Raw genomic sequence first — 19,157 nt, forward strand, 5'->3', positions numbered from 1 at the left:
ATGACGACTACCGCTCTCAGCGCGCCGGCCGCACCCGAACGCACCGCCGCCCCGCTCCGGGGCCCCGCCGCCGCCCGCGCCCGCCGCAAGCGGATCCTGCACTGGATCGCCGTACACAGTGTGGCGATCGCGGTCGCGCTGCTGTTCGTCCTGCCGTTCGTCTTCGTCTTCCTGACGTCGGTGATGAGCGACTCCCAGGCGATGAGCGGCGAGCTGTGGCCGGACTCCTGGCACTGGTCCAACTACAAGACGGTGTTCGACACGCCCGGCTTCCTCGACTGGTGGCGCAATTCGCTCCTGTACGCGGGACTCGGCACCCTCTTCACGGTCTGCTCGGCGATACCCGTGGCGTACGCGCTCGCCAAGTTCCGTTTCCGCGGGCGGCGCGCCGCGATGATGCTCGTCATCTCCACGATGATGCTGCCGCCGCAGGTCATCGTGATCCCCATGTACCTGGTCTGGGCGCAGCAACTGCACCTGTCGGGCACGCTGTGGCCGCTGATCATCCCGATGGCGTTCGGCGACGCGTACTCGATCTTCCTCCTGCGGCAGTTCCTGCTCACCATCCCCAAGGAGTACATCGAGTCGGCGAAGGTCGACGGCTGCGGCGAGTTCCGTACGCTCGTCAAGATCGTCGTACCGATGGCCAAGCCGGGCATCGCCGCCATCGCGCTCTTCCAGTTCTTCTACTGCTGGAACGACTACTTCGGGCCGCAGATCTACGCGGCCCAGAACCCCGGCGCGTGGACCCTGAGCTACGGCCTGGAGTCTTTCAAGAGCGCCCACAGCGTCAACTGGAACCTGACGATGGCGGCGACGCTGCTCGTCATGGCCCCGGTCATCGTCGTCTTCTTCTTCGCACAGAAGGCCTTCGTCGAAGGCGTCACCCTCACCGGAGTAAAGGGCTGAGACACGTAATGAAGCTCGCAGTGGTCGGCGGAGGGTCGACCTACACACCCGAACTCATCGACGGCTTCGCCCGTTTGAGGGACACCCTGCCGATCGAGGAACTGGTCCTGGTCGATCCGGCCGCCGACCGTCTTGAGCTGGTGGGCGGCCTCGCGCGGCGCATCTTCGCCAAGCAGGGCCACCCGGGGCGCGTCGTCACCACGTCCGACCTGGACGCGGGCGTCGCCGACGCCGACGCGGTCCTGCTCCAGCTGCGCGTCGGCGGGCAGGCGGCCCGGCAGCAGGACGAAACGTGGCCGCTGGAGTGCGGCTGCGTCGGCCAGGAGACCACCGGCGCGGGGGGCCTCGCGAAGGCGCTGCGCACGGTGCCGGTCGTCCTGGACATCGCCGAGCGCGTACGGCGTACGAACCCAAACGCCTGGATCATCGACTTCACCAACCCGGTGGGCATCGTCACGCGGGCGCTGCTCCAGGCCGGGCACAAGGCGGTCGGGCTGTGCAACGTCGCGATCGGCTTCCAGCGGAAGTTCGCGAAGCTGCTCGGCGTCGCGCCGGGTGAGGTGCACCTGGATCACGTGGGGCTCAACCACCTCACATGGGAGACGGGTGTACGCATCGGGGGCCCGGGCGGCGACGACGTGCTGCCGAGGCTGCTCGCCGAGCACGGGGACGCGGTCGCCGAGGACCTGCACATGCCGCGCGAGATCGTCGACCGGCTCGGCGTCGTGCCGTCGTACTACCTGCGCTACTACTACCAGCACGACGCGGTGGTCGAGGAGCTGCGGACCAAGCCGTCGCGGGCCGCGGAAGTGGCGGTGATGGAACGGGAGTTGCTGGAGATGTACGGCGATCCGGCGCTCGACGAGAAGCCGGAGCTGCTCGCCAGGCGCGGCGGCGCCTTCTACTCGGAGGCGGCCGTGGACCTGGCGGCGTCGCTGCTCGGCAACGGCGGCAGCCCCTACCAGGTCGTGAACACCGTCAACAACGGCACGCTGCCGTTCCTCCCCGATGACGCGGTCATCGAGGTGCAGGCGACGGTGGACGGCACCGGCGCGAGGCCCCTCGCGGTGGAGAAGCCGGACCCGCTGTACGCCGGGCTCATCGCGCAGGTCACGGGGTACGAGGACCTGGCGCTCCAGGCGGCCCTGCACGGCGGTCGCGACCGCGTCTTCAAGGCGCTGCTCGCCCACCCGCTGGTCGGCCAGTACGCGCACGCGGAGGCTCTCACCGACCGCCTCATCGCGCACAACCGGGAGCACCTGGCGTGGGCGTAGGCACGAGCGTGCTCGCGATCGACGCGGGCAACAGCAAGACCGACGTCGCCGTGGTCGCGGCCGACGGCCAGGTCGTCGGCGCGGCCCGCGGCGGCGGGTTCCAGCCCCCGCGGGTCGGCGTCGAGCCCGCGGTGGACGTGCTCGCAAAGGCGGTGACACGGGCGCTCGCGCAGGCGGGCGTCGACTCCGTGGGCCACGTCTCGGCGTGCCTGGCCAACGCCGACCTCCCGGTGGAGGAGCGGGAGTTGGCACAGGCGTTGCGCCGACGCGGCTGGGGCACGTCGGTGGAGGTCTACAACGACACCTTCGCCGTGCTGCGCGCCGGGCTCCTGGAGGACGCGGAGCCGCGGGGTGTCGCCGTGGTGTGCGGCGCGGGCATCAACTGCGTCGGCATGCTGCCCGACGGGCGCACCGCCCGCTTCCCCGCGATCGGCCGCATCTCCGGTGACTGGGGCGGGGGCGGCGGCCTCGCCGAGGAGGCGCTGTGGCACGCGGCACGCGCCGAGGACGGCCGCGGCGGACCGACGGCACTGCGGGTGGCGCTGCCCGGGCACTTCGGCCTGCCGTCCATGTACGCGCTGATCGAGGCGCTGCACCTGGGGCGCATCCCCCAGGTCAGGCGGCACGAGCTGACGCCGGTGCTCTTCGCCACCGCGGCGGCGGGCGACGCCGTGGCACGCTCCCTGGTGGACCGGATGGCCGACGAGGTCGTCGCGATGGCGACGGTGGCGCTGACCCGCCTCGACCTGCTCGACGAGGAAGCCCCGGTCCTGCTCGGCGGCAGCGTCCTCGCGGCCCGCCACCCCCAACTGGACGACCGCGTACGGTCCTTGCTCTCCGAACACGCCCCCAAGGCGGAACCACGGGTGGTCACCGCCCGCCCGGTCCTGGGCGCGGCGTTGCTCGGCCTCGACCAGGCAGGAGCACCCACTGACACGCACGCGCGCGTGCGGAGCCATTACGAAGGGGGCACGCACGCACACCTGGGCTGACGGCTCCTCCCGCCGCCCGGACCGGACCACGTAGGGGCACCCTTCCCGACTCCGCGCGGCTGTGGTCCAGTTGGGGGCGGCGCACGGGTGCCGTTGGCGAACGCGGCGGTCGGCACGGGCGCGTGCGCCTCGGAAAGCGACGCTCCTGGGCCGGCCAGGCGGACCCCACCCCGGCGCACACCGGCGCCCACCGTGTCGCCCGTCCGCGCCGTGCGCGCGGGCGGGAACCGAAGCTCTCCCCCATACGTGTTCAAAGGCAGGGATCCGCGCAAGATCGCGGCAAGGCCTGTGCGGATGTCAGTCCCTGCGGCAATACTTGCGGCCGTGCACTTCTTCCCGCGCCGCTCGCGTCGGGCGGAAGGAACCGTCCGGTGACCAAGGGGGAGGTCGAGGTCAAGGTGACATATCCGCCGAACGGCAGCGCGGCGCCGTCCGGGCCGCCCGGTCCGCCGGGGTCTCCAGGCCGGGCCGCCGGGCAGACTGCCGGGCAGGTTCCCGGGCTGTCGGCGCCGGCCCTGTCGGCGCCGGCCATGCCGGCCGTCCCGCCCCAGGCGCCGAGCGCCCCGCCCCCGCAGGGGCCGCCGCGGCCGGCCGCCTCCGCGCCGCGCCGCACCGCCTGGGCCGAGGGCACCGACCGGCTGCGCGCCGCCGCGACCACGGAGCCGGGCAGGCTGCGCGTCATCGGTGCCTTCCTCGCCCTGCTCGTCGTGGCGTTCGGCGCGGTCACCACCTGGCAGATGACGGAGCGTTCCGCCGCCGCGGACGACGTGCTGCACCGCAGCCAGCCGCTGAGCGCCGACGCCGCGGCCATCTACCGCTCGCTGGCGGACGCCAACACCGCCGCGTCCAGCGGCTTCCTGGCGGGGGGCCAGGAGCCCGCGGCCGTCCGCGAGCGGTACGAGCGCGACATCGAGCGGGCCTCGCAGAAGCTGGCGACCGCCGCGGCCGCCGCGGGCTCGGACTCCTCCTCGGCCGCGGCCGTCCGCAAGCTGAACAAGCTCCTGCCCCAGTACACGGGCCTGATCGAGCGAGCCCGCGCGAACAACCGCCAGGGCCTGCCGCTCGGCGGCGCCTATCTGCGTTACGCCAACGACAGGATGCAGACGCAGATGCTCCCGGCCGCCGAGAAGCTCTACAAGGCGGAGAACGCCCGCCTGACCTCCGACTACGGCAGCGCCAAGCCCTACCCATGGTTCGCCATCACCCTCGGTGTCCTCGCGCTCGCCGCCCTCGCCTGGGCGCAGCGCCGCAACTACCGCCGCACGAACCGGGTCTTCAACCACGGGCTGCTCGCCGCGACCGCCGCCGCCACGGTGGTCCTGCTCTGGCTCGTCGTCGGCCACACCTTCGCCCGCTCGGGGCTCAACGACTCGTACGACCACGGCGTGCGGTCCCTGAACGTCCTCAACGACGCCCGCATCAGCTCTCTGAAGGCGCGGGGCGACGAGAACCTCACACTGGTGAGCCGGGGCGCGGAGACCACCGAGGTGGCGGGCGAGACCAAGGACAAGTTCGACGTCTCCTACCGCGCGCAGATGAAGCGGCTCGGCGACGGCGACAGCGGACTGCTCGGCGAAGCCGCCGAACTCGCCAAGGACACGCCCGGTGCGAGTCCCGTCCGCACGGCCGTGAAGAACGTGGGCGTCTGGAAGGACCGTCACAAGGAGGCCCGCTCCCGCGACGACTCCGGTGACTACCGAGGAGCACTCGACAAGGTCATAGGCGCCAAGGGCGGCCAGGGTGCCAAGGCGACCGGCGAGTGCTTCGACAACGTGGACGCGGCCCTGGACCGCGCCCTCGCGTACGAACAGCGTGAGTTCAAGCAGGCGGCCGAGGACGGCAGGGGAGCGATGACGGGGCTGCCGGCAGGCGCCGCCGTACTCGCGGTCCTCGGCGCGGCGGGCGCCGTGCTCGGCATCGGCCGCAGGCTTTCGGAGTACCGGTGATGGGGTCAGAGGTGGAAGGGGGCGCGCAGACGATGCGTACACGACGCGGCACGGTCAGGCTGCGCGGCTGGGGCGGAGTCGGCGCGATGGGGGCCGCCTGCGCCCTCATGGGGTCGCTCGTCCTGGCCCTCCCGCACAAGGCCGGCGGCGCGTACACGCAGCCGGCCGACGGCGGCTTTGGTGTCACGGTGGCCGCGCGGGCGGACGCCGACGACTGCAACGACCGGAGCCTGCCCCCGTCGGGCAAGGACGGCCCGACGATCGACGCCATCAAGAACCGCGCGGTCAAGAAGCTGATCGTCGGCGTCGACCAGAACAGCTACCGCTGGGGCTACCGCGACCCGAACAAGAAGGGCGGCGCGCTCGAAGGCTTCGACATCGACCTGGCGCGCGAGATCGCCGAGGAGATCTTCGGCGACCGCGACGCCGTGGTCTTCCGCGCCATCCCGACCAATCAGCGCATCCCGGCCATCCAGAGCGGGCAGGTCGACATGGTGGTGCGCACCATGACGGTCAACTGCGCGCGCCTGAAGGAAGTCGACTTCTCCACAGGCTATTTCGAGACGGGCCAGCAGGTCCTCGCCCCCAGGAAGTCCGGCATCACGGGCTACAACGACACGCTCAAGGGCAAGAAGGTCTGTTCGGCCAAGGGCTCCATCGCCCTGGAGGAACTTGAGAAGAAGAGCTTCGGTGCCGATATCTCCACCACGGTGCCCAACCAGCTCGACTGCCTGGTGCGGCTCCAGCTCGGCGAGGTGGACGCCGTGGTGACCGACAGCGCGCTCGCCGCGGGCCAGGCCGCGCAGGACCCGACGGTCGAGCTCAAGGACAAGGAGCCCTTCACCACCGAGTACTACGGCGTGGCGATGAAGAAGGGATCGGACGACCTGGTCCGCCGGGTCAACAAGGTGCTGCGGGACTACCGCGAGGACGACAAGAACGGCTGGCGGAAGTCCTACGACAAGTGGCTCAAGGACGGCCTCGGCGAGGTGTCCGGCCCACCCGCCCCCGAGTACCGCGACTGAACCGAAGTCGCGGCAGAACCGAAGTATCGTGCCAACGCAGAGCGGAGAGGTGATCGATGAGCGTCACGGGACCCCCTGGTCCGGTGATGGACCGGGACGAGGTGGACCGTGCGCTGGCGCGGCTCGACGCCGAGCACGAGGCGATCGAGACCTCGCTCCTCGCCCTCCAGGACCACGCGGGACGCCGGCTGCTCGAAGGAGCCGCGCTCACCGGCGTCACCCAGGAGCGCTGGACGGCCACGGAGCGCCGGATCACCCTGCTCTGGACCTACTTCGACGCCTACGCCGGCGCCCTGCGCGCCGCGCACGACGTGCGGGCCCGCAGGCGCTGGCCCAGCCGTGACGACCTGGCCGAGCTGACGGAGCTGCTGCGCGGCGAGTCGGTGACCGTCGCGGGCGGCTCCGAGTCCGGCCCCTCCCCGTCGATCACCGGCCCCGCCAAGCTCACCGAGCGGTTCACGCTCGAAGAGCTGGTGGCCCGGATGAACGACCTGTACGCGCACTCCCTCGACATGGTCGTCGCCGCCGACGCCGTGTGGTCGGCGCTGCCCGCCCGCATCGACCTGCTCGCCGCCGAGCTGGCCCGCACCCGCCACCTCGCGCACTCCGTCGGCGTACGCCCCGGAGAGCATCCCGCGGGCGACGACCTGGAGCGCATCACACGCGCCCTGACCGCCCTGCGCGAGCAGGTGATCAGCGACCCGCTCGCGTTCTGGCAGCGGGCGGAGGGCAGTTCGGCGCCCGGCGGCGGCCGTGCGCACACCGACCGCTACGACCGTGAGGCGCGCGCCCTGGAGGAGGTGCGCCGCGAGATCGAGGCGGTGCTCACCGTCCGCCAGGACGCCGAGGCCCGCCTCGGCAGGCTGCGGGACGTGCTCTCCCGCGCGGACCGCACCCTCGCGGAGGCCCGCAGCGCCCGTGGCGAGGTCCTCGCCAAGATCGCCGCCTCGGAGGTGCCCGCCGTCAGCGGCCCGCCGACCGCGCTCCAGGAGCAGCTGGCGATGGCCTCCGACTACCGCAGGAACGCCCAGTGGCACCGCCTCTCCCCGCTCCTGGAGTCCCTGGAGGAGAAGGCCGAGGACGAACTACTGCGCGCCCGCGAGTCGCTGACCGCCGTCACGGCCCCGCTCGCGGTCCGCGCGGAGCTGCGCGGCCGCCTGGACGCGTACAAGGCGAAGGTCGCCCGGCACGGCCACGCCGAGGACCCGCTCCTGGTCGAGCGGTACGACGCGGCGCGCCGGATGCTGTGGAGCGCGCCCTGTGATCTGCGCGTGGCCGAGCAGGCGGTGCTGCGCTATCAGCAGGCGGCCGCCGAGGTGCTCGTGCCGAAGGTCCCGCAGCAGGGCGGGGCCGCCGACCGGAGGGGGGAAGCGTGAGCCAGCGGCAGTGTCAGCGGCCCGGATGCACGGGGTCGTACGAGGACGTCGGCGGCGGCGAGCTGTACTGCGACACATGCGGTCTCGCCCCGGTCGTCGCACCGGACGGCGGGGTGAGTTCGCCGCCGACGGGCATCACGGGCGGCGGCAAGGGGTCGCGTGGCTCGGGCAGTTCGAGCACCCGCTCGTCCTCCCGCTCGTCCCACTCCTCCCACTCCTCCCGCTCGTCCCGCTCGTCCCACTCGCAGTCCTCGCGCCGGTCGGTCTCGGGGCGGCTCTCCCGCTCCCTGTCGGGCTCGTCGACGTCGCGTTCGGTGTCGGTGCGCAGCTCGGGCTCGACGTCCGCTTCGTCGGGGCGCGGGCGGCTCGGCGTGGGGCTGGTCACCGTGCCGGACGTGCCGCGGCCCGATCCGCGCGGCGCGGTGCAGCAGAACCCGGAGGTGCCCGAGCGCAAGCGGTTCTGCTCGCGCTCCGACTGCGGGGCGCCGGTGGGCCGCGCGCGCGGGGAGCGGCCCGGCCGCACCGAGGGGTTCTGCACCAAGTGCGGCCACCCGTACTCGTTCGTACCGAAGCTGAACCCCGGCGACATCGTGCACGGCCAGTACGAGGTCGTGGGCTGCCTGGCGCACGGCGGTCTCGGCTGGGTCTACCTCGCCATCGACCGGGCGGTGTCCAACCGCTGGGTGGTCCTGAAGGGCCTGCTCGACACGGGCGACCAGGACGCGATGGCCGCCGCGATCTCCGAGCGGCGCTTCCTCGCCGAGATCGAGCACGCCAACATCGTGCGGATCTACAACTTCGTCGAGCACCTCGACCAGCGCACGGGCTCCATGGACGGCTACATCGTCATGGAGTACGTGGGCGGCAAGTCCCTGAAGGAGATCGCCAACGGCCGCCGCACGCCCGGCGGCAGGCGCGATCCGCTGCCGGTCGAGCAGGCGTGCGCGTACGGCATCGAGGCCCTCGAAGCGCTCGGGCACCTGCACAGCCGCAATCTGCTGTACTGCGACTTCAAGGTCGACAACGCCATCCAGACCGAGGGCCAGCTCAAGGTCATCGACATGGGCGCCGTCCGCAGGATGGACGACGACGAGTCCGCGATCTACGGCACGGTCGGCTACCAGGCCCCCGAAGTCGCCGAGGTGGGGCCCTCGGTGGCCTCCGACCTCTACACGGTCGCACGCACCCTCGCCGTCCTGACCTTCGACTTCCAGGGCTATACGAACGTCTTCGTGGACTCCCTGCCCGACCCGGACAACATCGAGGTCTTCCGTACGTACGAGTCGTTCTACCGGCTCCTGGTGCGCGCCACCGACCCCGACCCGGCCCGCCGGTTCGCCTCCGCGCAGGAGATGGCCGAGCAGCTCACGGGCGTGCTGCGGGAGGTCGTGGCGCTCCAGACGGGCAAGCCGCGCCCCGCGCTCTCCACGCTCTTCGGCCCCGAGGTGAAGGTCACGGACACGGAGCTGTTCGCGGAGCTGCCGGGCGAGGTGTCGCGGCTCGGGGTGCGTCCGCTCGTCCCCGCGGGTTCGGGCGCCCGCCGTGAACTGCCGCCCGCGCCCCCGGTGACGGCGATCGTGCGGCCCCTGGACGCCACGGCGACCGCGCTCGCGCTGCCGGTGCCGCGCGTCGACCCGAACGACCCGAACGCGGGCTTCCTCGCCGGACTCATGGCCTCCGCACCCGCCGAGCTGATCACCGCGCTGGGGGCGGCGCCCGCCGACTCCGTCGAGCTCCAGCTGCGCGGCCTGCGCGCGCGGCTCGCCATGGGGGAGGTCGCTTCCGCCGCCGAGGCGCTTGCCGGCCTGGAGCGGCGCCACCCGGACGACTGGCGGGTCGTCTGGTACCGGGGCGTCGCGGCCCTGGCCACCGGCGACTTCGAGAGCGCCGCGCTCTCCTTCGACGCGGTCTACGACGCGTTCCCCGGCGAGGCCGCGCCGAAGCTGGCGCTCGGCGTGTGCGCGGAGGTCCTGGGCCAGCTGGACAACGCCGCCGAGTACTACCGCCTGGTGTGGGCCACCGACCCGAGCTATGTGAGCGCGGCGTTCGGTCTGGCCCGGGTGCGGCTCGCCGCCGACGACAGGGCCGGCGCGGTGCGCACCCTGGAGTCGGTGCCGGAGTCGTCCATCCACTACACCGCGGCCCGGGTCGCGGCGGTGCGGGCGCGTCTTCGCCGTCGTATGGAGGGTCAGGTGGCGTCGCCGGGCCCGTCGTTCCTGGACGACCTGACGGCGGCGGCGGGGCAGATCGAGATGCTCGCGGGCTTCGGTCTGGACGCGGTGCGCAGGGAGCGCCTGGCGACCGAGGTTCTGGGGACGGCGCTCGACTGGGTACTCTCCGGTAAGCACTCTGGCCACGTATCCGCGCCACCGGCCACCACCGGAACGCGGACCGTGCTGCTCGGCAGTGATCTGGACGAGCGCGGTCTCCGGTTCGGCCTGGAGCGTTCGTACCGGACACTGGCCCGGCTCGCACAGGGTGGCGAGGAGAGGATCGAACTGGTGGAGCGGGCCAACCGTTTCCGCCCCCGGACGTGGGTGTGAGTGATGTCGCAGATGCCCCAACTGTCTGCCTGCCCCAGCTGCGAGGAGCCGCTGGAGTCGGGTGACCTGTTCTGTGGTGCGTGCGGGTACGACCTGTCGGCGGTGCCGGCCCGCCCCGCCGCCTCGCCCAACGGCGTGGCGAGCACGGCCGGTCAGCCCTCGGAGTGGCCCGTCGCCCCGGAGGCGGACAGCTCCGACGCCCCGGCGCCCACCCATCTGCCCACCGACCTGCCGGGCACCGACTCGGCGGGCACGGAGCTGCCGGAGCCGGAGGAGTACCCACTGCCCGCCCCCGAGGCCACGCCCGCCCCCGAAGGCCCACCGGCCCCGGAAACCATGCCCGTCCCGCCAGGCCCACCGGCACCGCAGGGACCACCCGTCCCGGCAATCACGCCGGCCCTGCAAGGCCCACCGGCACCGCAAGGACCGCCTGCCCCAGCCACTACACCCGCCCCGCAAGGCCCACCCGTCCCGGCCACCACACCCGCCCTGCAAGGACCGCGTACCCCGCAAGGACCGCCCGCACCACAGGGACCACCCACCCCGCAAGGACCGCCCGCACCACAGGGACCACCCACCCCGCAAGGACCGCCCGCACCACAGGGACCGCCCGCACCGCAGGGACCACCCGCGCCGCCCACACCACAAGGACCGCCCGTCCCGCCAGGCCCACCGGCCCCGCAAAGCCCATCCGTCCCCGAAGCCACGCCCGCCCCGGAAACCGCGGCCGACCCGCGCACCGCCCTGCCCGACCCCGCCCCGCCCCCGGGCACCACGCTCTGCGTGGCCTGCCGTTCGGGCCGCGTCGACCCGGACGGATACTGCGAGAACTGCGGGCACGCCCAGCCGCGCGAGCGCGACCACATGGAGCAGGAGCTCGACGCGGTCGCCGCCGTCAGCGACCGGGGCCTGCGCCACCACCGCAACGAAGACGCGTTCGCGATCTCCGCGGCCGCGCTGCCCGACGGCTCCCCCGCCGTCGTCGCGATCGTCTGTGACGGCGTCTCCTCCGCGACCCGGCCCGACGAGGCCTCGCTCGCCGCCTCCCGCGCGGCCACCGAATCCCTCCAGGACGCGCTGGAGCGCGGGACACACCCGCAGCAGGCCATGCACGACGCCATCCTCTCGGCGGCCGACGCCGTCAACGCCCTGGCGGACGAGCCCGCTTCCGCCCGCGAGCACAGCCCCCACCAGAACGCGCCCGCCTGCACCTTGGTCGGCGCGGTCGTCGCCGGCGGCCTGCTCGTGATCGGCTGGGTCGGCGACAGCCGCGCCTACTGGGTCCCCGACGACCGCACCGGGCCCACCGTCCGCCTCACCGAGGACGACTCGTGGGCGGCGCAGATGGTCGCCGCGGGCCTGATGAACGAGGCCGAGGCGTACGCCGACGAGCGCGCGCACGCCATCACGGGCTGGCTCGGCGCGGACGCGTACGAACTGGAGCCGCACACCGCTTCCTTCAAGCCGGACCGTGCGGGTGTAGTGGTGGTGTGCACGGACGGACTGTGGAACTACGCCGAAGCCGTCGAGGAGATGGCGCGGGCCGTGCCCGCCGACGCCGCGGTCCGGCCGCTGCACAGCGCCCAGGTCCTCGTCGGCCACGCGTTGGACGGCGGGGGCCACGACAACGTAACAGTGGCGGTCGTCCCGTTCCCGTACGCGCCCCAAGGGGCAGGATCGGCCTAGCGCCGTACGGGGGCCGTACCGGGGCCGCCGGGGCCGTGAGTATCCGGGGATCTGAGGGGGAGCAGCATCCATGGCCATTTTCTCGAAGTCGAACGTGCCGCAGTTCTCGGTCGACGTCTACCAGAACGAGTTCCTGCCCGAGGGCGGCCGCGAGGTCAACGCCATCGCGACGGTGACCTCCACCGGAGGCGGAACCATCGGTTCCGCGGTGAGCGCGCCGCACCTGTACTCCGCGGGGCAGGGCCCGGACGCCGCCGTGGCGATCATGGTCGACTGCTCCGGCTCCATGGACTATCCGCCGACGAAGATGCGGGGCGCGCGGGACGCCACGGCCGCCGCGATCGACGCTCTGCGCGACGGCGTGCACTTCGCGGTGATCGGCGGCACCCATGTCGCCAAGGAGGTCTACCCCGGCGGCGGGCGTCTCGCGGTGGCCGACGCCGGTACCCGCGGGCAGGCCAAGCAGGCGCTGCGCAGGCTCAGCGCGGGCGGCGGCACGGCCATCGGCACCTGGCTGCGGCTCGCCGACCGGCTCCTCGCCTCCGCCGACGTCGCCCCGACCGCGGTGCGCCACGGCATCCTGCTCACCGACGGCCGCAACGAACACGAGTCACCCGAGGACCTCAAGGCCACGCTGGACGCCTGTGCGGGCCGCTTCACCTGCGACGCCCGCGGCGTCGGCACGGACTGGGAGGTGAAGGAGGTCACAGGGATCGCCTCCGCGCTGCTCGGCACCGCCGACATCGTCGCCGACCCGGCCGGGCTCTGTGCCGACTTCACGCGGATGATGGAGGAGGCGATGGGCAAGGAGGTCGCCGACGTCAGCCTGCGGCTGTGGACTCCAGTGGGCGTGGAGATCCAGTTCGTGAAACAAGTGGCGCCCACCGTCGAGGACTTGACGGGCCGTCGCACGGAGGCGGGGCCGCGCGCCGGGGACTACCCGACGGGGTCCTGGGGCGACGAGTCACGCGACTACCACATCTGTGTGCGGGTGCCGGGCGCCGACCTCGGCCAGGAGATGCTCGCGGCCCGGGTCTCCCTGGTCGTGCCGCAGCCCGACGGCAGTACGCAGACGCTGTCGCAGGGCCTGGTGCGGGCGGTGTGGACGGACGACATGGCGGCCTCCACCTCCATCAACCCGCAGGTCGCGCACTACACGGGCCAGGCGGAACTGGCACACGTCATCCAGCAGGGACTCGACGCCCGCAAATCGGGAGATCTCGACGGTGCGACGGCGAAACTCGGCCGCGCCGTCCAGCTCGCCGCCACCTCCGGCAACGCCGATACGGCGAAACTGCTTTCGAAGGTGGTGGACGTGGTGGATGCCGCGGAAGGTACTGTTCGATTGAAGGCGAAGGTCGCCGAGGCCGACGAGATGACCCTCGAAACCCGGTCGACGAAGACCGTTCGCGTGAAGAAGCAGTCGTGAAGAACGTGTGAAGCAGTAGCGCGGCGCCCCGGCGCCGTGGACCAGTGAGACGCAGTACGTACGGCCCTCGGGCCGGAGAAGGAGAGGGGGAAGCGCCGACATGCCGACCTGCCCGAACGGACACCAGTCGGGTTCCGACGACTGGTGCGAGGTCTGCGGTCACCGCATGGCCGGTGCCGTACCGCCGCCGCCTCCCCCGCCGCCGCCCGCCGCCGGCTACGGCTATCCGCCGCCGCCCCCCGGCCAGGACCCGAACTTCTCGCAGCCCGGCCCCGGGCGCCCGCATCTGGCCGCCGTGCCGGATCCCGCGTCCGAGGCGGAGCTCTGCCCGCAGTGCCGCACACCCCGCGAGGCGAACGCGCCGTTCTGCGAGGAGTGCCGCTGGAACTTCCTGACGAACACCGCGACGTCCTACACCCCGGCCGCGCCGATCCGGCCGCTGCCGAACACCCAGGGCGGACCCGGCGCGCCCGCGCCGCGCCCCGGGCAGCCGTTCCAGCAGCAGCCGCCCGGCGGACACCCCGGGCAGCCGGGCCACCCCGGGCAGGACTCGTACGAGTACCAGGGCTCGCGTCCCTCGCAGATGAACCGGCCGGCCGAGCCGATCCCGCCGTTCGGCAACGGCACCGGAAACGGCGGCGGTCCCGGTCAGGGGGATCCCGGCCAGGGCGGTCACGGCCAGGCCCCGCCCGGCGCCCCGCAGGCTTTCCAGCAGCCGGGTCCGCCCGCGCAGCCGGGTCCGCCCGCGCCGCCCGCGTTCCCGCAGGGGACGGGCGCCCCGCAGGGCCCGCCTCCCCCGCCGCCGGGCTCCGGCGCTCCGTCCTTCGGCGGTGGCAGCGGCGGTGGCGGTGATGACGACTGGGTGATCTCGCCGCCGTCGTCCCCGGCCCCGCCGCAGGAGCCGTTCCAGCGCCAGGACGTGTTCCAGCAGGTCCCGCCGCAGCCGCAGGCCCCGCAAGGTCCGCCGCAGCCGCAGGCCCCGCAGGGACCGCTGCCGCCGCAGTCGCAGGACCCCTTCCAGCAGGGGCCCCCGCAGCAGCAGGCACCCCCTCAGCAGCAGGGCCCCGGCTCGTGGACGGCGACGATCGGTCCCGACCGCGAGTACTTCATGGCGATGATGCAGCGCAGCGGCCCCGAGGCGTCGGGCCTGAACCTGCCCGCGTACTCGCCGGAGCAGCAGCGCCCGCTGGCCGGCAACCAGATCACCATCGGCCGCCGCCGTCACTCCACGGGCGACACCCCGGACATCGACCTGTCGGTGCCCCCGGAGGACCCGGGCGTCTCGCACCAGCACGCGATCCTGGTCCAGCAGCAGGACGGCAGCTGGGCAGTCGTCGACCAGAACTCCACCAACGGCACCACGGTCAACGGCGGCGAGGAGCCCATCCAGCCGTTCGTCCCGGTGCCGCTCCAGGACGGCGACCAGGTGCACGTGGGCGCCTGGACGACGATCACGGTCCGCCGCGACTAGCGGGCCCCGCGGCGGGCGGTCACGTCACAGCGGCCAGGCATACGGCCCTTCGGGGTCGTCAAGCCAGGCCCACTCGTACCGCCCGCGCACGGACACCCCGAAGCGTTCGCGCGCCGGGCGGCCTTCGCGCTCCCACAGCGCGAGCGCCTCGTGCGGGTCGAGGCTGCCCGCGGTCAGCTCCAGAAGGAACCGGAAGAGTTCGTGCTGTAGGGCCCTGCGGGGCAGCCCCCCGGTGTGCTGCTCGTGCGGAACGCCCGTGCCGCCGCCCCGCAACGGCACGAAGTAGGCGGGCGTGTGCAGGAAGCGCCCCTCGGCGTGCTCGGCGTCCCGCACGGTCAGCGCGATCAGCCCGGTGGCCAGCGGCGCGAGGATTCGGGCACCCGGGGTGCACTGGGCGAGCCACAGCCGGGGCACCGAGGTCAGGGTGCAGGTGACGATGATCCGGTCGTACGGGGCGCGCTCGGGGCAGCCGATCGCCCCGTCCCCGGTGATCACGGCCGGGTGGTGCCCGGCCGCCGCCAGGTGCCGCCGCGCGGACTCCGTGATCTCCGGATCCAGGTCGACGGTGGTGACCTGGTCGTCACCGAGGCGGTGGGCGAGCAGGGCGGCGTTGTAGCCGGTCCCGGCGCCGATCTCCAGGACGCGATCTCCTTCACGTACGCGCAGCGCGGTCAGCATCATCGCCATCAGGGACGGCTGGCTGCTGGAGGAGACCAGCTCGCCGTCGCGTACCCGGGTGGCGAGGGGCGCGTCGGCGTAGGCACCGCGCACCCAGCGGGCGCGGCGCTCCGGGTCGGGGTCCTCGCCCCACAGCCGCTCGTGGGCCCCGCCCGTGCTGGTGGAGTAGTAATAGGGGACGAACAGGTGGCGCGGCACGGCCTCGAAGGCCCCCCGCCAGGCCGGGTCGTCCCGCCAGGCCCCGCTCGCCTCGATCTGGCGCACGAGGGCGGACCGGGCCTCGGCGACGAGTGCAGGATCGGGTTCCATGGGTCCACTGTGCTGCGCGGACGCCGCCGATGCGAGTGGCGAGGAGGCTCGGAGCCGCTGCCCGGGGGCGGTGGTCCTAAGCCTTCCGTCCTCGGTCGCGCCGTCTGAGACCATGGACGGTGTGAAAGAGATCCCACGCGGCACGCTTCAGGAGCAGACTTTCTACGAACAGGTCGGCGGCGAGGAGACCTTCCGGCGCCTGGTCCACTTGTTCTACCGGGGGGTGGCGGAGGACCCGCTGCTGCGGCCGATGTACCCGGAGCAGGACCTGGGTCCGGCCGAGGAGCGCCTCGTGCTGTTCCTGATGCAGTACTGGGGCGGCCCGCGCACCTACAGCGACAACCGCGGCCACCCGCGGCTGCGGATGCGGCACGCGCCGTTCACCGTGGACAGGGCGGCGCACGACGCCTGGTTGAAGCACATGCGCGCGGCGGTCGACGAGCTCGACCTCTCCGAGGAGCACGAGCGGACCCTGTGGAACTACCTGACGTACGCGGCGGCGTCGATGGTGAACTCCGAGGGCTGACGGGCGGCGCCTACTTGCCCCACTTGCCCTGCCTGCCTGGGCCGCCTGGGCCCGCCCGGGCCGGCGCCTAGGCGGGAGTGACGGGGAGCCCGACCGCCCCGGCGCGCCGCACGGCGACCGACCCGTAGGCGGTACGGAGCCGGAGCCACGCCCCCGAGGACAGCAAGGTCAGCGCGTCGCCCCGCAGGAACCCGAGCGCCTGCGCGGCATGGGCGGCGCGCACCGGCAGCGGTGTCTCGCCGATGGTCCGGGACCAGATCTCCCGCCCCACGCGGTCCAGTTCGGCTCGCACCCGCCGTTCGGCGGGCAGCTGCTCGACGCGGGACCGGAACTCGCCCACGGCGACCCGCACCAGTTCCCGCACCGTATCCGGAGCCGGAAGCCCCGGCTCCTGCCGCCATCCGCCCCGCGGCGGCAGCACGCCCGCCCACGGCGGCCCGGTGACGGCCCCGGGCACGGCGGCGATCCCAGCCGCCGTCTCGGACTGCGCCGACTCCCCCACGGACTCCAGGAACTCACCCGCGGAGACGGTGACGTCGAGCGGCGTGCCGGGCGTCGTGCCGAGCGGGGCGTCGAGTCCGTGTCCGTACGGCTCGGCGAGCCGCGCCGTACGGATGGCGAGCACCTCGAACGACGGCGGCCGCCCGAACACGGCGAGCGTGTCCCCGGCGGCCTGCAACCGCACCGCGGCGGCCTTGTCGTAGTGGATCAGCCGGGCCAGGAAGGCGGCGAGGTCCGCCGCCTCCCCGGCGTCGGCGAAGTGCAGCCGCGCGGTCGCGGTCATGCGGCGAGTGCCCCCGAACCGCCGTCGGCGGAGTCGTCGACGTACTCCTGGAGGAACTGCCGCTCCTCGGCGGAGATCCGCCGGGGCCGCTGCGCCTCCAGGTCGAAGGGGACGACCACGGTGGAGGCCCGCACATACACCTGGTCCGCGTCCTTGATCTCGTACGCGATGGTGAGCGACGCCGCACCGATCTTCGTCACCCACGACTCGATGGTGACGGGCTCGTGCCGGTGCACCAACGGCTGTACGTAGTCGATCTCGTGGCGGGCCACGACCGAACCGCCGGAGAACGACGGGGATCCGTCACCCGGCGCCAGCCGGAACATGAAGTCGATGCGCGCCTCTTCCAGATACCGCAGGAAGACGACGTTGTTGACGTGCCCGAAGGCGTCCATGTCCGACCAGCGCAGCGGGCACTGGTATATGTGTCGAGCCACTGCCGCCTCAGCCTCGCGTCAGCTTCTTGTAGGTGGCGCGGTGCGGACGGGCCGCGTCCGGGCCGAGGCGCTCGATCTTGTTCTTCTCGTAGGCCTCGAAGTTGCCCTCGAACCAGAACCACTTGGAGTCGCCCTCGTACGCCAGGATGTGGGTGGCGACGCGGTCGAGGAACCAGCGGTCGTGGGAGACGACCACGGCCGCGCCCGGGAACTCCAGGAGCGCGTTCTCCAGGGAGGACAGGGTCTCGACGTCGAGGTCGTTGGTCGGCTCGTCGAGGAGGAGCAGGTTGCCGCCCTGCTTGAGGGTGAGCGCGAGGTTCAGGCGGTTGCGCTCACCGCCGGAGAGCACGCCGGCGGGCTTCTGCTGGTCCGGGCCCTTGAACCCGAAGGCGGAGACGTAGGCACGGCTCGGCATCTCGACCTGGCCGACGTTGATGTAGTCCAGCTCGTCCGAGACGACCGCCCAGAGCGTCTTCTTCGGGTCGATGTTGGCGCGGCTCTGGTCGACGTACGAGATCTTGACCGTGTCGCCGACCTTGATGGAACCGGCGTCCGGCTCCTCCAGGCCCTGGATCATCTTGAACAGCGTGGTCTTGCCCGCGCCGTTCGGACCGATGACACCGACGATGCCGTTGCGCGGCAGGGTGAAGCTCAGGTCGTCGATGAGGACCTTCTCGCCGAAGGCCTTGGAGAGGTTGTTGACCTCGACGACGATGTTGCCCAGGCGCGGGCCCGGCGGGATCTGGATCTCCTCGAAGTCCAGCTTCCGCATCTTGTCCGCCTCGGCGGCCATCTCCTCGTAGCGCGCGAGACGCGCCTTGGACTTGGCCTGACGCCCCTTGGCGTTCGACCGCACCCACTCAAGCTCTTCCTTGAGGCGCTTGGCGCGCTTGGCGTCCTTCTGCCCCTCGACCTTGAGACGGGTCTGCTTGGTCTCCAGGTACGTGGAGTAGTTGCCCTCGTAGCCGATGGCGCGGCCGCGGTCGAGCTCCAGGATCCAGCCCGCGACGTTGTCGAGGAAGTACCGGTCGTGGGTGACGGCGACGACGGTGCCGGGGTACTTCGCGAGGTGCTGCTCCAGCCACTGCACGGACTCGGCGTCCAAGTGGTTGGTGGGCTCGTCGAGGAGCAGCAGGTCGGGGGCTTCGAGGAGCAGCTTGCAGAGCGCGACGCGGCGCTTCTCGCCACCGGAGAGATTGGTGACGGACCAGTCGCCGGGCGGGCAGCCCAGGGCGTCCATGGCCTGCTCCAGCTGAGCGTCCAGGTCCCACGCGTTGGCGTGGTCCAGGTCCTCCTGAAGCTTGCCCATCTCCTCCATCAGCGCGTCGGAGTAGTCGGTGGCCATCAGCTCGGCGACCTCGTTGAAGCGCTTGAGCTTGCCCATGACCTCCTTCGCCCCGTCCTGCACGTTCTCCAGGACGGTCTTGGACTCGTCGAGGGGCGGCTCCTGGAGGAGCATGCCGACGCTGTAACCGGGCGAGAGGAAGGCGTCGCCGTTGGAGGGCTGCTCGATGCCCGCCATGATCTTGAGCACCGTGGACTTACCGGCGCCGTTGGGGCCCACGACACCGATCTTCGCGCCAGGAAGGAAGCTCAAGGTGACGTCGTCGAGGATCACCTTGTCGCCGTGCGCCTTGCGCGTCTTGCGCATGGTGTAGATGTACTCAGCCAAGAGAAACCGTCCGGCAATCAGTGAGTGGGCAGATACACCCCATCTTGCCTGACGGCCGCCCCCAGGCGGAAACCGGCTGGTTGCCTGCCGGGCGGCGGTC

General features: G+C 72.4%; 16 protein-coding genes. 11 read left to right on the forward strand and 5 right to left on the reverse strand.

The window, feature by feature from the left end:
• The 6 genes from ACOBQB_RS22615 (at position 1) to ACOBQB_RS22640 (ending at position 7,522) form a co-directional block, all read left to right on the forward strand.
• Complete coding sequence (locus ACOBQB_RS22615) at positions 1-909, forward strand: carbohydrate ABC transporter permease (protein WP_423593963.1); 909 nt, start codon at positions 1-3, stop codon at positions 907-909.
• Positions 910-917: 8 nt separating this feature from the next.
• Entirely contained in the window at positions 918-2,183 is a 1,266-nt protein-coding gene (locus tag ACOBQB_RS22620; protein ID WP_423593964.1) for a 6-phospho-beta-glucosidase, read from the forward strand.
• Positions 2,174-3,175, forward strand: coding sequence for an N-acetylglucosamine kinase (locus ACOBQB_RS22625; protein ID WP_423593965.1), 1,002 nt, complete (start codon positions 2,174-2,176; stop codon positions 3,173-3,175). The genes ACOBQB_RS22620 and ACOBQB_RS22625 overlap by 10 nt, the downstream gene beginning before the upstream one ends.
• Positions 3,176-3,573: 398 nt before the next feature.
• Positions 3,574-5,121 (forward strand): hypothetical protein, encoded by a 1,548-nt coding sequence (locus ACOBQB_RS22630; RefSeq protein ID WP_423598671.1) that lies wholly within the window; start codon positions 3,574-3,576, stop codon positions 5,119-5,121.
• Positions 5,122-5,153: 32 nt separating this feature from the next.
• Positions 5,154-6,146: a glutamate ABC transporter substrate-binding protein gene (locus ACOBQB_RS22635; RefSeq protein WP_423593966.1), complete on the forward strand. Its 993-nt coding sequence runs from the start codon at positions 5,154-5,156 to the stop codon at positions 6,144-6,146.
• 56 nt (positions 6,147-6,202) lie between these two features.
• Positions 6,203-7,522: a hypothetical protein gene (locus ACOBQB_RS22640; protein ID WP_423593967.1), complete on the forward strand. Its 1,320-nt coding sequence runs from the start codon at positions 6,203-6,205 to the stop codon at positions 7,520-7,522.
• 13 nt (positions 7,523-7,535) lie between these two features.
• Here the strand turns inward: ACOBQB_RS22640 and ACOBQB_RS22645 are convergent, their stop codons facing one another.
• Positions 7,536-7,907, reverse strand: coding sequence for a hypothetical protein (locus tag ACOBQB_RS22645; RefSeq protein WP_423593968.1), 372 nt, complete (start codon positions 7,905-7,907; stop codon positions 7,536-7,538).
• 10 nt (positions 7,908-7,917) lie between these two features.
• Here ACOBQB_RS22645 and ACOBQB_RS22650 point away from each other — a divergent pair, with 10 nt between their 5' ends.
• From ACOBQB_RS22650 to ACOBQB_RS22665, 4 genes are all read left to right on the forward strand, one after another.
• A complete protein-coding gene (locus ACOBQB_RS22650; RefSeq protein WP_423593969.1) occupies positions 7,918-10,065 on the forward strand; it encodes a tetratricopeptide repeat protein in 2,148 nt (715 codons plus the stop codon).
• A 3-nt stretch (positions 10,066-10,068) separates the two neighbouring features.
• Positions 10,069-11,751, forward strand: a complete 1,683-nt coding sequence (locus tag ACOBQB_RS22655; protein WP_423593970.1) for a PP2C family serine/threonine-protein phosphatase — start codon at positions 10,069-10,071, stop codon at positions 11,749-11,751.
• A gap of 70 nt (positions 11,752-11,821) precedes the next feature.
• The gene (locus tag ACOBQB_RS22660) at positions 11,822-13,180 is read left to right on the forward strand and encodes a vWA domain-containing protein (protein WP_423593971.1); all 1,359 of its coding nucleotides are present in this window, start codon (positions 11,822-11,824) and stop codon (positions 13,178-13,180) included.
• Positions 13,181-13,280: 100 nt separating this feature from the next.
• On the forward strand, positions 13,281-14,651 hold the full coding sequence (locus tag ACOBQB_RS22665; RefSeq protein WP_423593972.1) for an FHA domain-containing protein: 1,371 nt from the start codon (positions 13,281-13,283) through the stop codon (positions 14,649-14,651).
• A gap of 24 nt (positions 14,652-14,675) precedes the next feature.
• On the opposite strand, the gene ACOBQB_RS22670 is transcribed toward ACOBQB_RS22665, so the two are convergent.
• The gene (locus ACOBQB_RS22670) at positions 14,676-15,638 is read right to left on the reverse strand and encodes a methyltransferase domain-containing protein (RefSeq protein WP_423593973.1); all 963 of its coding nucleotides are present in this window, start codon (positions 15,636-15,638) and stop codon (positions 14,676-14,678) included.
• Between the two features lie 112 nt (positions 15,639-15,750).
• Here ACOBQB_RS22670 and ACOBQB_RS22675 point away from each other — a divergent pair, with 112 nt between their 5' ends.
• On the forward strand, positions 15,751-16,164 hold the full coding sequence (locus tag ACOBQB_RS22675; protein ID WP_423593974.1) for a globin: 414 nt from the start codon (positions 15,751-15,753) through the stop codon (positions 16,162-16,164).
• Positions 16,165-16,231: 67 nt separating this feature from the next.
• Here ACOBQB_RS22675 and ACOBQB_RS22680 read toward each other — a convergent pair whose 3' ends face one another.
• The 3 genes from ACOBQB_RS22680 to ettA are packed head-to-tail and all read right to left on the reverse strand — an operon-like array spanning position 16,232 to position 19,057.
• A complete protein-coding gene (locus ACOBQB_RS22680; protein ID WP_423593975.1) occupies positions 16,232-16,948 on the reverse strand; it encodes a hypothetical protein in 717 nt (238 codons plus the stop codon).
• A complete protein-coding gene (locus ACOBQB_RS22685) occupies positions 16,945-17,385 on the reverse strand; it encodes an acyl-CoA thioesterase (RefSeq protein ID WP_423593976.1) in 441 nt (146 codons plus the stop codon). Before ACOBQB_RS22685 ends, ACOBQB_RS22680 begins: the two co-directional genes overlap by 4 nt.
• A 7-nt stretch (positions 17,386-17,392) precedes the next feature.
• Positions 17,393-19,057: an energy-dependent translational throttle protein EttA gene (gene ettA, locus ACOBQB_RS22690; RefSeq protein WP_423593977.1), complete on the reverse strand. Its 1,665-nt coding sequence runs from the start codon at positions 19,055-19,057 to the stop codon at positions 17,393-17,395.
• Between the last annotated feature and the right edge of the window lie 100 nt (positions 19,058-19,157).

The organism is Streptomyces sp. G5(2025), from assembly GCF_049542075.1.
Classification (GTDB): Bacteria; Actinomycetota; Actinomycetes; order Streptomycetales; family Streptomycetaceae; genus Streptomyces.

Bases quoted from the DNA above. Each gene is read 5' to 3' on its own strand.
- ACOBQB_RS22675 (WP_423593974.1), top strand. From the start codon at position 15,751: ATGGACGGTGTGAAAGAGATCCCACGCGGCACGCTTCAGGAGCAGACT.
- ACOBQB_RS22680 (WP_423593975.1), bottom strand. From the start codon at position 16,948: ATGACCGCGACCGCGCGGCTGCACTTCGCCGACGCCGGGGAGGCGGCG.
- ACOBQB_RS22615 (WP_423593963.1), top strand. From the start codon at position 1: ATGACGACTACCGCTCTCAGCGCGCCGGCCGCACCCGAACGCACCGCC.
- ACOBQB_RS22635 (WP_423593966.1), top strand. From the start codon at position 5,154: ATGCGTACACGACGCGGCACGGTCAGGCTGCGCGGCTGGGGCGGAGTC.
- ACOBQB_RS22670 (WP_423593973.1), bottom strand. From the start codon at position 15,638: ATGGAACCCGATCCTGCACTCGTCGCCGAGGCCCGGTCCGCCCTCGTG.
- ACOBQB_RS22655 (WP_423593970.1), top strand. From the start codon at position 10,069: ATGTCGCAGATGCCCCAACTGTCTGCCTGCCCCAGCTGCGAGGAGCCG.
- ACOBQB_RS22640 (WP_423593967.1), top strand. From the start codon at position 6,203: ATGAGCGTCACGGGACCCCCTGGTCCGGTGATGGACCGGGACGAGGTG.
- ACOBQB_RS22660 (WP_423593971.1), top strand. From the start codon at position 11,822: ATGGCCATTTTCTCGAAGTCGAACGTGCCGCAGTTCTCGGTCGACGTC.
- ACOBQB_RS22620 (WP_423593964.1), top strand. From the start codon at position 918: ATGAAGCTCGCAGTGGTCGGCGGAGGGTCGACCTACACACCCGAACTC.
- ACOBQB_RS22665 (WP_423593972.1), top strand. From the start codon at position 13,281: ATGCCGACCTGCCCGAACGGACACCAGTCGGGTTCCGACGACTGGTGC.